Source organism: Bacteroidota bacterium, from assembly GCA_018266755.1.
Lineage (GTDB): Bacteria > Bacteroidota > Ignavibacteria > Palsa-1295 > Palsa-1295 > JAFDZW01.
The window spans coordinates 1,724,025-1,739,082 of sequence record JAFDZW010000005.1 but is presented as its reverse complement, the minus strand read 5'-3'; the positions used below and the strand labels follow the sequence as shown (position 1 = coordinate 1,739,082).

Here is a 15,058-nt window from a genome sequence, read left to right as displayed (position 1 = left end):
TCATGCGAATATTCCTTTGCGTTTCGGGCGTGTTACGGGAAGGCCGGCCATCATCCACGCAAGGGTGCCGCCGACAACATTATAGACATTCTTGAAACCGCGAGACGTAAGTACATGCGCTGCCTCCATTGACCGGCCGCCGGTCTGGCAAATGACAGCGACGGACTTGCCTTTGTATTCATCGAGGTTCGCTTTGCGGTAGATGATATCGCCGACAGGGATATTCACGACGCCGTCGATCGCTCCGAATGTTTTCAACTCGAATGCCTCGCGAACATCGAGAACGACGAGATTTTTGTCGGTTGCCATCATTCGTTGCAATTCGTCGGCTCGAATGTTAACATAGCCTTCGTGATCGCTTTCGATGCGTTTCGCACCGCATTGCAAGACGACGTGTCCGCCTTCGGCATCGGCCATCGGCGGGAAGAATTCGTGGACGAATTCGCGATATTCGGCTTCCGTACGTGCTTGCAAGAACGGGTTCGTCCGCTTCTCGTCTGCGAGTAACGCCGATTCGTGGCCTTCGTAATCGTGACCGGGGTGGATGACGGTGCTCTCCGGAAGGTTCAGAATTGTGGAGAAGATCGTCTTGTACTGCTCGTCGGTATTGCCGCTCGGCAGATCGCTGCGTCCGGCTTGACCGATCAGCAGCACGTCGCCGGTGAAGAGATGCCCATCCACGAGCAACGCGATATGATCGTTCGTATGTCCGGGCGTGTGAATGACCTTGATCGACAGGTCGCCGATGTGCAGGATGTCGCCGTCATTGAGATAGCGATCGATATGCACGTTGACATTCGCGCGAAGGATGTCGCCGATACCGAACTTGTCGCCGAGATCGACAAATTTGTATTTCTCTTTCGAGAGTTCGTGCATCAGGACCGGCGCGCCGGTAATCTCCTTCAGATTTTGTGCGCCGCTGATGTGGTCGGCGTGTGTATGGGTGTCGATGATAGCCATCAAGCGGATGCCGAGGACATCCACGAGTTCGGCGAGCATATCGACGTCTTTGAAATTGGGATCGAGCAGGACGGCGCGTTTGGTCGCATCGTCAATGATGAAGTACGACAGCGTCCCTGTCCCGTCGGTTGAGCGTATTTGTTTTATAGTCATGTAATCCTCTCTGTTACCGGGATATGATGCAGCATCCCGCAGAAAGGATTCAGGAGGCGCCGGTAATGCTATCGATCGTGTCTTTGAGCAGGGAATCGAGATTTTCGGGCTTGGGAATCTCGTAGGTGCGGTAGCAATCGATCGTTTTTTCGAGCGATGCAACGAACTCGCGGCAGTCGTCGCACGTGGAGAGATGTTCGCGGACGGACAAACACGTCGGCGAATTGCGCTCGATGTTCAGCCCTTCGCCGACGAGTCGGCGGACGTCTTCACACTGCATCTGTTTCATAACGAGTCCTCCACATACGGTCGTAGTTGCTTACGCAGGAATTCTCGTGCGCGAAAAAGGCGAGACTTAACTGCGGCAACCGAAATGCCAAGGGCTTTCGATACTTCTGCGGCGGGCATGTCTTCGAGATCGCGCATCACAAATACGATGCGGTAATCGACGGGAAGTTTCAGGATCGCGTTGTCGAATACTTCTTTGAGCTCGCCCTCAAGCAGCGCATGCATCGGTGAGACGGTCTCGGCATCGGAAGCTAACGAGGATGTCTCTGCTTCGATGAGCGGATCGTCAAGCGAAAGCTCCTGCCGGCGCGTACTATCGGAGCGACGGCGCATCAGGCAGTTGTTCGTGACGATGCTATAGAGCCAGGTCGAGAATTTCGAGCGACCGTCGAACGTATCGAGCTTGCGGTAGACGTTGATGAACGTATTCTGGAGCGTCTCAGCTGCTTTGTCCTGATCGCGGCAGACGTTGAACGCAAAGCGATAGACTGTATCCTGGTACCGGCGGACCAGTTCGCGAAATGCCTTCTCGTCGCCGCTTTTCGCGGAGGCGATCACTGTGGCATCATCGCCAAATCCGGATAACGCTGCTACATCCATTATTCTCTTAACACGGTGTGTTAGAACAACGTTGTCTGGTTCAGCACGCCTTCATGGCGCAACAACCACTCCTTGCGCCAAAGTCCGCCTGCGTACCCGGTAAGCGAACCGTCGGAGCCGATGATTCTGTGACACGGTACGACAATGGCGATCGGATTCTTCCCATTGGCGAGCCCGACGGCTCGGATTGCTTGCTCATCGCCCAAGAGCCGGGCGATCTGTAGGTACGACGCAGTTTTTCCAAACGGGACATCGAGCAATGCATTCCACACGCGCCGTTGGAATGGGGTACCTCCTGCATCAAGCGGCAGTTGGAATACCGTTCGCGTGCCTTCGAAATACTCTGCGAGTTGACGAGCAGCGAGGTCGACGATCGCGGAGTGTTCGGAGTCGGATGCGAGGGCATCAGAAAACGAGATGGAGGTGATGCCACGATCATTTGCACGAATGACGATCGGGCCGATGGGTGAGTCGATAGTAGTGTGTGGCATCGGTCCCTGAGTAGGGCAACTGGTTACTTCGAGAGCTTCTCGAGATATTTCTTGATCAGCGTTTGATAGTCTTTCGAATAGACGCTCTCGTTCGTGCGAAGCAGATCCTCTTTGATGGCACGCTTTGCATCATCGGAATTCAGATCGAGCGCTGCCGGAGAACTCCGTTTGATATCCTCGGCAGACTTCGCTTCGCGCTCTTGTTCTTTATCGCGTTCGTGAACGCTGCGTTCGGCTTGCAGCAATTTGGAGAGAATTCTCTCTTGCCGTTGGATCGTCTCTGGCCGGATGCCCTTCGAGCGCATTTCCGTAATCGCATCCTGCATTTGATCGGCAAGTTTCTGCAGATCCTCGGCAACTTTACGATTGCCTCCTTGCGCTTCTTTCTGCTCTTGCGCGAGGTCTTGCAGCGATTTCTGTACAGCGCCCTGCTCGGCTGCGAGCCGCGAAAGCTGTGCCTGTTGTTGCATCGCTTGTTGCTCGGCCGACTGTGCACCGTTTTGGCCCATCATACCCTGCATCTTGTCGTTGAGCGCTTGTTGCGAGGCAGCAAGTTGGTTGATCTGGCTCAAGAACTGCTGCATCGCGCTGCCACCGGCGCCGCCGGGTGTACCGTCGCCACCCATTCCTCCCGGATTTTCACCGCCCGGGTTCGAGCCGGGATTCGGGCATGAGCCGTTGCCTTGCTGCTGCATGGCCTCCATCGCTTTCTGCGCTTCCTGCGACATCTGGTTGAGCGATGTCATCGCTCCTTGCGTATGGGTAATGGCACCGCTTTGGTTGCGGTCGCTCATTGCATCGAGCGCTTCCTGCATGTGATTGAACGCCTGGCCAATCGTCTTGCCCATTTCGGGCGTGATCGCAGTCGAGCGCTGGGCCATCTGGAAGAGTTCGCTTGCAGCATCGCCGAGTTCTTCGCGCCGGTCCGCTTGCACATCGGCAAGATCGCGAAACACGTTCGATTGCGGTTGTGCCCCGAGTGACTGTTTCTTCAAGGCTTCTTCTGCTCTCGAAAGGCGGTTCATTTCCTCGCGTAGCCGCTTGAGGTCGGCGATCGCCTTCTGGCGTTCGTTCTGCGAAAGCTTCTGTTTGAGCTGCGAAAGCTTGTTGCGGGCGTTCTTTGCTTTTTGTGCTGCATCCTTCGATCGCTGTGATGCACGGTTGTGCTGCCCTTGGCGCATCGCATCCTGTGCATCTTGCATTGCTTGCGACATCGTCGGATCGTTCAGCGCATCCATCGCGTCGTTCATCTCTTGCGGCGCCTGCATCGCTTCCGGAAGCTTTTTCATGTCCTGCGCAAGCTCTTTGGATTCCTGCTTCATGCGGTCGAGCTCGTTCTTTGCATCCTGCTGCTTGCGTTCGGCCATCGAACGCTCTTCAGGCGTTTGTTGCTTGCCGTTCTGTGCAGCCTGCTGTTCCGCTTCGGATGTTTTCTCCTGTGCCTTTGCCAGTTCGTCGGAGCGCTTCATGAGCTCGTCGACCTTCTGTTCGGCTTTGATCTTCTTGAGGATGTTCGCTGTGCGCTCGATCGACTTCTTAAACTGGTCTTCGTTGAATTGAAAATTTTTCATCGCCTGCTGCATGGCCTGCGGATCGAGACTCTTCATCGCATCCTGCAGCTTTTTCATCGCGGCTTCGAGCTCTGGAGTTTTGATCTCCTTGAAGAGATTCTGCAACTCCATGTACTTCTCCATCGTCTCGGGGGAAAGCGCCTGCTGCTGATTCAGGCGGTCGGTCATCTTCTCCAGTTCTTTCTTGACGTCGGCGACACGGTTATTGAGCTCGTCCTGACGTTTGAGCATTTCTTGCGCACCCTTCTTCATCGAGAAGTCCTGCTGCTTCTTTGCGATCTCGGACGTCGGAGTTTGCTTCAGTTCGTTAACCGCTTCATCGACCTTCTTTTTGAGTTCTTCGGCATCTTGCTTGATCTCGCGCAATGTCTTTTCCGCATTGCCCGATTGCTCGTCCGCTCGTTTAAAAATCTCTTCGACCGACGGGAAGCGAACCACAAATTCGCTGGTGCGCGTGCGGTGCGGGCCAGTCACGTTGTCATTGTCGGCGACTTCTAATACGTATGCGATCTCGTCTTCCGGCGACGGATTGAGCGGCGTCAGATTCCAGATGTATGGTACTTCCTCATCTTGTGTGCTATACTCCGCCAGGGGCAACGCCGTCCAGGTGTATTCTTTCTGTTCGGGCAGATACTTCGACGAACGGATGCGATACCCAAGCTTGAGCGAACTGAAGCCGTAATCGTCGTGAATCTTCATGAGCATCGGGACGCGCAGCGAACTCGGGAGTTCGGAGCGTTCTTCCGGTTCGAGCAGGACGATGGCCGGAGGCTCGTCGGCAGTCAACGCTACCGCATATTCGATCGGATGTTCGCTACTCACGGAATCGTCATCGAGTAACGTAATATGATACGTACCCGGGCGTGTCAGCGTCAGTGTCGTGCTTGCATGCTGGCCGTCGATTGTCATGGGGTAGGTTATGACAGAGTCGCGTGTAGTCTGCTTCTGGGACGCAGAATCGGTCGGTTGCACTGGCAACGGACGGTACACAAGCGAGGCCGCATGCAACGGTTTGGACGAATTGACGCTGAACGATGCGCGCGTACCGCTCAGGGTAGAAATATCGCCGAAATTGTCATCGAGTGTGCGTGGTTTCTGGTGTGTGTACGCCGGAGGCGTCAGCGTGACTGACAATTGTTTTATCACCGGTCGATCTAATACGGTGATCGTATACTGCTCCGACTCGATATCTCGAGCCTCGACGTAGTATTCGGTCGTGTGCTGCGGATGGAGTTCGTATGCAAACTCGGTCATGCTCTGCTTAAGCGGTGCGGTCGCCGAATCGATGATACGGGCCTGAAGCTCGATATTCTCGAATTCCCCGCCGGAGCCTTCGCGGTATCGGAGCCGGAGGGTTCGCAACTGCTCGCCCGTAGTGCGCACTACGATATGCACCGCATCGCCACGGAGCACTTTTGTATTCCCGGGACGAAGCACGAACGTGAATGGTGCAGGCTTTTGATAAAAGGTGCGAAAATGGATCAGCCTGTTCGCGGCGGCGGATAGTTCGCTGCCACCAGCGAAATAGATGCCCAGCGACGATGCGATGACCACCACGAAGAACAGGAGCGAACGACGCAGCGGACGTTCGTCGATGATCTTTGTGAAATCGAGATGCCGCACCGTCGAATATGTAGAAGAGAATGCGGCAGATGCAAACGAGGGAATTCCCTGCCGGGCTTGTGGTGCGATCGATGCAAGCTGCAAGACGTTGACGAGTCGGTCCTCGACTTCCCCAAAATGAGAGCCGATGCGCGCGGCGAGCGCTTCGTCGGAAATCCTGCGTCTGAGGCCGAGCATTTCCGCCAGCGGCGGGAGAACGAACATCCCGAGGCACACCAGCGTGAGGGCAACGAACGAGATAACTACCGCCGTACGGCCCGCGATCCCGAGATGGAACAGCCACTCGATCGTGATCGAAACCAGCGCTGCGGCCGATAGGATCGAGACGCTCCGCCAGAAGCCGATGCCAAATGCCACCCGTTCGCGTTTGGCGCGAAGGTGTGCGAGGCGGTCGAGGAGTTCTTGGTAGAGTTCTTGGGGCATCCTGAGGATCGCTACGAGTCGAGATTTCGTGTTGTTTCATTTGTAACCGATTGCCTCAGGGTGATGTTCCAAAGCGAGTATTTTTGCAGTCATCACTTACATCCCACGCCACGCTTTTGAGAGAGGAAGCACCGAACATTCCGAACCGAGAGAATACGGTACTCGTGATCGCCTATTACTTCCCCCCGATGGGGTTGTCCGGCGTGCAACGTACACTGAAATTCGTCAAGTACCTACCCCAGTTCGGCTGGAAACCCATCGTGCTGACGACGCCGGTCGATACGCCGTACTATGCGTTCGACGACTCGTTGATGCAGGATCTCGAAGAAGAGATCCGGGCACAGAATGTCACCGTGTACCGGACCGAAGCCGATCCGTCGATCAAGCGTGCACAAAAGAGCGGACGGGTACTGAAGTTGCCCCGCCAGAATTGGCAGCGACTACGCACGAAGCTGGTCCAAATCTTCCGTCAGCCCGATTCGCGCATCGGATGGAAAGATATTGCGCTCAAGACCGCAGAACAGATATTCGAAGAACATCAGATCGATGCGATCTTCTCGACGGCACCGCCCTATACCGACTTTCTTGTCGCCCGCGAGTTGCAGGCGCGTTATAACGTACCGTACTTAATCGACTATCGTGACGGCTGGGTCGATAACCCGGTCCTGAACTTCTACCTGACACCGTTCCACCGCAAGAAAGCACGGCAGATGGAGTACGATGTCATCCGCGCCAGTTCGTCGATCACCACGGCGAACCGGCGGATGAAGGAGATCCTGCTCGAGAACTATCTCTTTCTGGACTGGAATGACGTCACGATTCTCTCGCAAGGATTCGATGCCGACGATATTGCTCGGGCCATTCCGCTGGCGAACGCGCTTCGCCAACCGGAGGTGTTTCGTTTGACGTATGCCGGGGCGTTCTATGTCGGTCGCTCCCCCAAAGCGGTGTTCGAAGCGGTTCGCGAGGCCATCGCCGAGAAACCGGAGCTTGCGTCGGTCGTAGAGTTGAACTTCGTCGGGGTGTTGCAGAAGGAGTATCGCAAGCTCGCGAAGAAGATGAAGATCGAGCATTTGCTTGCAGAGCAAGGATACGTCCCGCATCTCGAAAGCGTCGCGCACTTACTTGCAAGCGACGTGCTGTGGATGACCATGTCGGACGACCTCTCGGCGCCGGGCAAGTTGTACGAATACTTCGGGACGCATAAACCGATCCTCGGTCTGGTACCGAAGCAGAGCCATACCGAACGCCAACTACTTGAGTACGGCAATGCGATGCTTGCGGAGCCGGACGATGTTGGGGCGATCAAGAAAGCAATCCTGGAATTGTTCGACCGCTGGAAGCGCGGAGCGCTTGATCGGGCTGTGGACGAATCGTTCGTCAGCCGGTTCGATCGTCGTTCGATCACGAAGGACCTGGCAACGCAGCTAACGTTCATGTCCGGCAGTCTCGACGGGGAGATCAAGAAATTGCGGAGAAAATATTGATGCGCATTGTACGGTTGTTATCGCTGTTTCTTCTATCAGCCGGTGCGTTGAACGCGCAGGTGCGGCAGACTCCGACGAAGGGTGCCGAACCCACGCTGCCGAATGCGGAGGTTAAACAGGATGTCGTGTACACCTTTGATGTCGCGCGTCCGGTCGAGCTCTTCGATGCAGTTGCGGATGGGTCGTTATGGTTTGCCGTCGATGTCTTCGGCGTGAACAAAACCATTACGATCAATGGTGTGCATAACGAAACACAATACAGCCAGTTCTCGCCACTTTCGACGCAGATCTCGCCGAATGGCAAGTACATGATCTGGATGGGGATTACGCATACCTTCGATCAACAGAGCTTTAATACATCGACGACGACCGTGTTCCGGCACGATGTCGGCAAAAAAACCTCGGACTCGGTATTGAGTGTCCATGCCGATCATGACATGCTCTATTTCAGCCAGCAGGGCGATCATTGGGCCGCGTTGATGCCGGCATCGAATGTGAAGCAGGAGCCGCCCCGCGATCTGGCGGTCGTCGATGGTAGAGTTGTAGCGAGCGGCAATCCGAATCCAAAAATGTTCACGTTCAGTCCCGATGCCTCGACGTGGGCATACCGCTCGCGCGATGGGCGTGACGAGAACCTCATCACACCTAACGGTAAGCAGACGCTCTTTCAGCGCGCAACCGACGACCCGATCATTATCAAGAACGAACCGCTTGTGATGCGGTTCTCACCCGATCTACGATTTCAGGACTACGGTCTCGATGGCCGCGACTTCGATTTTATGCTGCGTAATGTTGCAACACTCTACAGCACATCGTATATTAATAAGAAACACGACACCACACTGCAATATATAGTGTATGGTGGCAAACGACAACTCTATAGTCGGTGGATCAAGGATATTCTGATCGCTCCACAAGGAAAACACATCGTATATTTCGCGAGCGATACTACAACGGGCTCCGCCAGCAACCGGAGTGTTGTGGTTAAAGACGGGAATATCATCGCCGGACCGTATGAAAGCTCGTGGCGATTGTTTATGAGCCCGTCGGGAGAACACATTGCCTGGACAGTTCAGGAAGGAAACGGGATCTCGTTGTATCTCGATGGCAAGAAGATCGGCTCGGTAGGTGAATTTATGGTGATACGGTGGTCGAACGATGAACGAACGATCGCGTATGCGACGAGCGATAGCCATGAGAAGATCTATGTCGTTGCCGGGGGGAAACGCTCGACGATCTACGATCGAATCGGCCGGCTGGGTATCTCGGCCGATGCAAAGACCGTCGAGTACATGGCAGTGAAATACGATAAGCTCTTACATGTGAAGCAACGATTTTAACCGATGATCCACCGCATGCAACTGCTTGTGTTTGTGCTTCTCGTTGCATGCGCATCGGGTTTGGTAAGTGCGCCTCGCAGAAAACCGTCCGCGAACTATATTCCTCCTCGTCCGGCTGTCGTTGGCTTACATGTCGCCATGCCAGCCGACTCCGCAATACAAATAATGCATAAGATCGCGATGCGGACGCGGACGTTGAAAGTCGATTCTCTGAGCCTCCTGGAATCTGATAGTGTGCGCGTCTTTGGTGAACCTGCGTACCTTCGGCTGGAGATGCTCCATAATCGTGTTCGCACGATCGTGGTGAATTTTCATCCGCTTTCTGGCGACCACTATCTGAATCTACGCAGCCTCATCCCGGAATATCTGGAGCGATCGTTCGGCCGCGGCGTCATCACGAAGGATCAAAGCGTCGTGTACCGTCGGTGGGAAAATGAAGACGGAACGATGGAAGTATCGTACACCGATAAGTACCTGCGCGTCTTCATGCGTCTCGGCAAGCGTTAAGACCTCGTAATGTATTCGAACGGGATGTTCTCCCAATCCATCGCGATCCCCGATTTCATTTGTTTATAGTACTGCCTGATTTCGCTGAGCCGGAAGTGATAATGCTGCGCGTCGTTAGTGAAGGTAAAGCGCGGATCGTCGCCGGGTTCGAACTTCAGCAGAAAGAGCGAGCCGTGGTCGAGGTACTCGGCGAAAAAGTCGAGGATCTTCTTGTCCTCGGGGCTGATCGGGAAATCGGGGCGTTCGTAGAGTGTCTCTAAGATCCTGCTATTCATAGCATTAATAACAATTCACGTCGCAGTCTTGTAACAAATGTTTTCATTCGACGGTACGTTCATGTGGAAAGGCAATACGAATATGAAACGCTCTCTCATCATGTTGGCAATCGCGACTGCCGTATTGCTCCCCACGGCAAGTTTCGCGCAATCGTCCGATGCGGGCATGAGCTCGATGGAAGCCCAGATCCGGGACCGCCGCTACGAATCGGTTGCGCTCACGTATGTGTATGGAAACAGCGGCCAAAGCGGCGACTCCACACAACGTGACATGCACTATTACTCCTTTATACTCTCCGGCGAAGCCGAAGTGCTCGACGGCTGGCTCGTCTGGGCCAGTATTCCGGTCAATCAGCAGAACGGCTTGCTCGGCTCGGTGACCGGTGTCGGCGATCTGATGGTCGTTGTCGATAAAAAGCTCGTGAAGCTTTTCGGCGCGCAATTCTCGCTTGGCGTTGGCGGCCGTTTCGCCACCGGTAGCGTGAACCAGTCGCATCTGCCGCAGGCATACCAGAGTGGAATCGGGACGAACGATTACCTCATTCAACTCGATGCGATCTCGAAAGCGCTGAACTTCGGTATTGCATACCAGATCAGCGGCGGACGAAATGCAAACGAACTGACCCAACTCAAGCAAGGCGATCTCTTCGTTCTGAGCGGCGGCTATACCTACCGCGGCGACGGATTCGACGTCGGATTAAATCTGCTGGCGATCAAACAGCTCGAACAGACCAGTGTGCTCGATCCTCTCTCCCAGACCAAGTCATTCGTCGATGTTGCTGGGACGGATAAGGTACAGCTCGATGTCTTGCTCAAGAGCCGTGTCGCGATTACCGGATGGCTGTCGGCGACTGCGACTGCCGGTTTCCCGGTCAACCTGCGCGATGTGAATGTCGATGGACTGACTCGCGCGTTCACGACCTCGCTTGGTGCCGCGATCGAGCTCTGAGCTATGCAGACACGAGCCCGCAACTCGAGCCGACCCAATCGAGGCCTTTGTTGAAATCGACCCCGATCATTTTCCCCCGAGTCAGGCGCACGAGCGTGTGCATTGCTTTCGGAGATGCCCATTCGGGTAGCCACACTAGCAATGCACGCAGCTCGGCGCGGACCCCGTCGCCTGCCGGCGTGTGAATAATGTCGGCATAATCAACCTTCTCCTGTAGCAGCCAGTTGTGTCGCTCGGCGGAAGGGATGCGATCGATGTCCTCCGCTGTCGGATGTACATTCACCCCCAGACCTGCAAATGAGAAGAGCGGCTTGAGCACGTATCGCGAAAGATCGAGCGATGCATGATCGGCTCCGTCGAGGTAAAACGCATTCGGTACTGCCTCGTTGGTCCCGACCAAATGCGGTAAGAGTGTCTTCGATATCCGGAAATACCAATTCGGATGTCCCGCCCAAGTGACAGTGTACGCCCGCGTAACATCAAATTGCAGTGCGACCTGTTTCCTCGCCAACTCATCGACGATCGATCGGTTATAGATTCGGCGAATGCGTCGGCGTACTCCGTTATTATCTCTATAGAACAGCTCGTTGCCGACAGCGAAGACATCGCGAATATCGACAATACGAATGCCGTGCTGTGTTGCGGCGAGATAAAAATCGCATCGAGTCTTTTGATGATGCGGATCGACCTCGAGCAACACGACTTCGTTCGGATCCTCGTCCGCTACGATTGCGCTGTGAAGCACATGATAATATCTTTCCAATCCAAAGGCGGGATCGAACATCCCGTTCATCGATGCAGGCAAATCGTACGCGTCGCGAAGTGTCGCACTGAAGAGCGGCTGATAATGATAGAGCGAAGGAAATCCCTGTAATTCGATCAACTTGAATTCCGGCGCTTCGATACTCCCGGTAATGGCGAAATCGACAGCAGCGAAGAGCGGCTTCTCGGTCTCGCCGGCATAGCGCCACTCAGCGGGGATTGCCGTTTCGCCGACGCGCTGTAACTCGTGAGATGCAGCACGCAGCAGGATCTCTTCGGCAAGTCGTGCAACACGCGCTGCGACATCGTTGGGGATGAAGAGCGGCGTCTCGGCGATGCGAAATTCGATCGCAGTACCGCTAGCCGATTCGAGCGACGCACAGACCGCGCGATACGTTTCGTCGCGATACTCACGGTTGAACCGTTCGCGAAGCTCGCGGATCATACGCTCGTGGTGGCGCCGGCGACCTGCTCGATTTTTACCTGTTCGAGACGGTGGCGCAGTTTTCGTTTCACGATGAACCGCATGCCGCCGGCTTCGATGACGTCGCCAACATTCGGAATGCGGCCCGATTCCTTTTGAATGAACCCGGAGATCGTTTGGTAATCGGGACTTTCCGGAATGCTCGGGTAGCGGTCGTGGAATCGTTCATTGAAATCTGTTACATTCATGCTCGGATCGATATAGATCGCATCGCCGATCTCGATGACGTTTCGTTCGTCGGCAGGTACGTCCGACTCGTCCTGAATCTCGCCGACCAACTCTTCGAGAATATCTTCGAGTGTGACGATTCCCTCGACACCCCCATGTTCGCTGACGACAATGGCGATGTGGGTCCGGGAGCGACGGAATTCGCGCATCAACTCCGAGATCGGCTGCGTCTCGCTAACATACTTCGCCGGGCGCATCACGCGCTCGATCAGCTTGACAAACTCGGCGCTGGCATTTTGGCTCGGGATTGTGAGCCGCTCGAGCTGGCTGAAGTTCGGCAGCAGATCTTTTACGTACAGCACACCGAGCACTTCGTCGAGCGAGCCGCGAAACACTGGCAACCGTGAAAATCCTTCAGACTCGATGATGCGGAACAGATCGCGCGGGTCCGACTCGATGTCGATACCGACCACATCCGAGCGGTGGACCATGATCTCGCGAATGGCCGTCTCGCTGAACTCGAAGACCGATTCGATCATCTCGGATTCCGTCTCGCTGACGACGCCGCGCTTCGCGGAGTCGAGTATGGCATGGCGAAGCTCTTCTTCGGTCTGCGCTTCGCCGCCGATGGTTGTCGGCAAGCCGATGAGCTTCGAGATGCCGACGAAGGCAAGATTGAGCAATCGGATCGGATACCGAAAGAGCGTATAGAACCACTTCAGCGGTCGCGAGACCGACAGCGCGACCTTCTTCTCAAAATTGATCGCGAGCGACTTCGGCAGCAGTTCGCCGAAGATGATGTGCACCGATGTCAGGAGCGTAAAGCCGATGACGGCGCTGAGGGTGTGCGAAATCTCGGAGTTCGGTGCGACGAACGAGAAGATCGGATGTACCAGAGCGGTCATGACGGGTTCGCCCAGCCAGCCGAGGGCAAGCGAGATGAGCGTGATGCCGACCTGTGTCGCGCTGAGGTAGCGGTCGAGATGCGCGATGATCTGCTCGAGTTCTTTGGCGCGCCGGTCGTTGCGCTTGAGCAATTCGCCAAGCTGCGCGCCGCGTACTTTGATAATGGCAAACTCCGCCGCCACAAAGAACCCATTGAGCGCCACGAACAGCGCCACCAGCAGCAGGCCTATGAATATATCCATATAGTGGATACAAAGATACGCCGATTGGTGGCGAGTCCTGCCGACACTCACCGACGCATCACTGCTGCGTCACAACCAACTTGCTGCGCTGAGAAACGTGTGCACCCGCAACGATCAGCTCATACGTCCCCGCCGCAAGTATCGGCAGATCGAGATGCATCGTCTGCCTGCCGTCGAGTATCATTCGATGCTCGGCGAAGACCATCCTGCCAAGAATATCGTACAGTGTAAAGACCACCTGCTCGGACGATGCGCTCGTGAACGAGACATTCATAAACTTCGAAGCCGGATTCGGGAATACCTCTATATGACCGTTATCGGTGACCGGCGTCTTGACAGCACTCCATTTCGGATTCTCTCGAACTGGTATTTTGCTTGCTCCGCGCAGCAACTGGACGCCGCCAGTCTCATAGATACCATTTCCTGATTGTTCACTCGACTCAGCCCATGGGGTACTCTTGATGAACATCGGGATATCTTTGCTCGATGCTCTGATAGTGTCATACCAACCGGCTCCGTGCAAATAGGAAGAAAACATATCGATCTGGTCATCCAATGCTGTGCCAGTGACATAGAATGCTAAGAATCCAGAGCCTAACACCCCACCACCCGTAACAAGAACATTATTTCCGGTCCCGGTAAGATCCCCGAGATTTCCACCCGTCCCAGGCCACCCTTGAATCCCGACGAAATTGAAATCATAATATCCCGGATGGCGGATCAGGTAATCGGCCGAATCATAGTATAACCTCTTATCACCGAAGTTTGGGCCACCGCGGAAGAGGCAAATGCCACTGCGCGACTCGCTGTCACTGCCAACGCTCGGCGCCGAAAGCAGATCGAACGAACGATCGCCATTCTTCTTTGGGAAGGCTTGCATGGCAAGAAAGCTCACCGGAGTACTATAGCCGAGGGGGAATGGCTGTTGGTAGAGGGAGTATGTGTCATATCGGAGCAGGGTATCTCGTTCGATCGCCTGTTCAAACGTCCGGATATTGAATGGAGGATCGTTGCGGTAGTAGAAAAAATTACCCCAGTCGTCAGTGGCTACGCAATCGTTTCTTCCTACACCTCGAAAGTCGGCGGAAATTGTTTGCGTGCGTGCTCCGTAGGTTCTATGGGTGCTATCGGTACCCACCCGACCGGTCCACTGTGCAGTGTCGTTCCACATGGCCCTCTTGCCGCTCTGATAGAGTTGCTCACCGCCTCTGAAGTGTGCCAGAACATATGGGTGTGCTTGTCTGGATGGAAAGACCGTCAATGCGACGATCGCATCATCTACCGTATCCGATGATAGATGCCCTACGAACGGCATGAAGAGGTCACTTTCACCGGGGAAGACAAGAGTATCCATGCGGTCCGGTGCAAGGATCGTTGAACGACTGGAGTCATACTCACCATTCTCGTCGGCCCAATAGATCACCGCAGAATAACCATACCCTGCATACGCCATCATGTCCAACTGTGAAGAATTGTGGAAGTGACCGAACGTGTATCGGTTACCCGCACCGTCGTTTGGCCACTGATAGACAGTTGAACTGTAATCCTTCGTCACATTCAAATGGTGGAGATCGAAGTTCGGTCCTGTCTCGATCGATGAAATGAACGGACTGTGCTTCGGGATCCCGCTCATCAACAATCGGCTGTACGACTGACCTTTGAGTGGTGGCAGGGTACGGAGATTGTCACCAAGATGTTGGTACGCCTTCGACCCCATAATGGTATCGTACTCATCGGGCACCCCGAACTGCGGGAAAAAACATGCGGGATCGAACCCCGAGAGTTGCGCATGGCTCACTGCCCCGGCGCATTCGAGGAGAGCTATTATG

General features: G+C 54.9%; 13 protein-coding genes. 4 read left to right on the top strand and 9 right to left on the bottom strand.

Features of this window, described 5'->3' with window-relative positions; translation table 11 throughout:
• From JSS75_12060 to JSS75_12040, 5 genes are read right to left on the bottom strand one after another with little or no spacing between them, the layout of a single operon-like run.
• A complete protein-coding gene (locus JSS75_12060; GenBank protein MBS1904432.1) occupies positions 1-1,113 on the bottom strand; it encodes an MBL fold metallo-hydrolase in 1,113 nt (370 codons plus the stop codon).
• Between the two features lie 49 nt (positions 1,114-1,162).
• A complete protein-coding gene (locus tag JSS75_12055) occupies positions 1,163-1,402 on the bottom strand; it encodes a zf-HC2 domain-containing protein (GenBank protein ID MBS1904431.1) in 240 nt (79 codons plus the stop codon).
• Entirely contained in the window at positions 1,399-2,001 is a 603-nt protein-coding gene (locus JSS75_12050; protein ID MBS1904430.1) for a sigma-70 family RNA polymerase sigma factor, read from the bottom strand. The genes JSS75_12055 and JSS75_12050 overlap by 4 nt, the downstream gene beginning before the upstream one ends.
• A 20-nt stretch (positions 2,002-2,021) precedes the next feature.
• Positions 2,022-2,492, bottom strand: coding sequence for a methylated-DNA--[protein]-cysteine S-methyltransferase (locus JSS75_12045; protein MBS1904429.1), 471 nt, complete (start codon positions 2,490-2,492; stop codon positions 2,022-2,024).
• A gap of 23 nt (positions 2,493-2,515) precedes the next feature.
• On the bottom strand, positions 2,516-6,109 hold the full coding sequence (locus JSS75_12040; GenBank protein MBS1904428.1) for a hypothetical protein: 3,594 nt from the start codon (positions 6,107-6,109) through the stop codon (positions 2,516-2,518).
• A gap of 116 nt (positions 6,110-6,225) precedes the next feature.
• Here JSS75_12040 and JSS75_12035 point away from each other — a divergent pair, with 116 nt between their 5' ends.
• The 3 genes from JSS75_12035 to JSS75_12025 are packed head-to-tail and all read left to right on the top strand — an operon-like array spanning position 6,226 to position 9,443.
• Entirely contained in the window at positions 6,226-7,596 is a 1,371-nt protein-coding gene (locus JSS75_12035; GenBank protein MBS1904427.1) for a hypothetical protein, read from the top strand.
• On the top strand, positions 7,596-8,936 hold the full coding sequence (locus JSS75_12030) for a hypothetical protein (protein MBS1904426.1): 1,341 nt from the start codon (positions 7,596-7,598) through the stop codon (positions 8,934-8,936). The genes JSS75_12035 and JSS75_12030 overlap by 1 nt, the downstream gene beginning before the upstream one ends.
• A gap of 15 nt (positions 8,937-8,951) precedes the next feature.
• Positions 8,952-9,443 carry a hypothetical protein gene (locus JSS75_12025; GenBank protein ID MBS1904425.1) on the top strand — a complete coding sequence of 164 codons (492 nt, stop codon included), beginning with the start codon at positions 8,952-8,954 and terminating at the stop codon, positions 9,441-9,443.
• Here JSS75_12025 and JSS75_12020 read toward each other — a convergent pair.
• Complete coding sequence (locus tag JSS75_12020; GenBank protein ID MBS1904424.1) at positions 9,440-9,718, bottom strand: hypothetical protein; 279 nt, start codon at positions 9,716-9,718, stop codon at positions 9,440-9,442. The two genes, JSS75_12025 and JSS75_12020, sit on opposite strands and share 4 nt — an antisense overlap.
• An 82-nt stretch (positions 9,719-9,800) precedes the next feature.
• Between JSS75_12020 and JSS75_12015 the strand changes: the two genes are divergently transcribed.
• Positions 9,801-10,667 carry a hypothetical protein gene (locus JSS75_12015; protein MBS1904423.1) on the top strand — a complete coding sequence of 289 codons (867 nt, stop codon included), beginning with the start codon at positions 9,801-9,803 and terminating at the stop codon, positions 10,665-10,667.
• 1 nt (position 10,668) lies between these two features.
• On the opposite strand, the gene JSS75_12010 is transcribed toward JSS75_12015, so the two are convergent.
• From JSS75_12010 to JSS75_12000, 3 genes are read right to left on the bottom strand one after another with little or no spacing between them, the layout of a single operon-like run.
• Positions 10,669-11,874 carry a hypothetical protein gene (locus tag JSS75_12010; protein MBS1904422.1) on the bottom strand — a complete coding sequence of 402 codons (1,206 nt, stop codon included), beginning with the start codon at positions 11,872-11,874 and terminating at the stop codon, positions 10,669-10,671.
• A complete protein-coding gene (locus JSS75_12005; GenBank protein ID MBS1904421.1) occupies positions 11,871-13,229 on the bottom strand; it encodes an HlyC/CorC family transporter in 1,359 nt (452 codons plus the stop codon). The genes JSS75_12010 and JSS75_12005 overlap by 4 nt, the downstream gene beginning before the upstream one ends.
• A gap of 58 nt (positions 13,230-13,287) precedes the next feature.
• Positions 13,288-15,027, bottom strand: coding sequence for a T9SS type A sorting domain-containing protein (locus JSS75_12000; GenBank protein MBS1904420.1), 1,740 nt, complete (start codon positions 15,025-15,027; stop codon positions 13,288-13,290).
• Between the last annotated feature and the right edge of the window lie 31 nt (positions 15,028-15,058).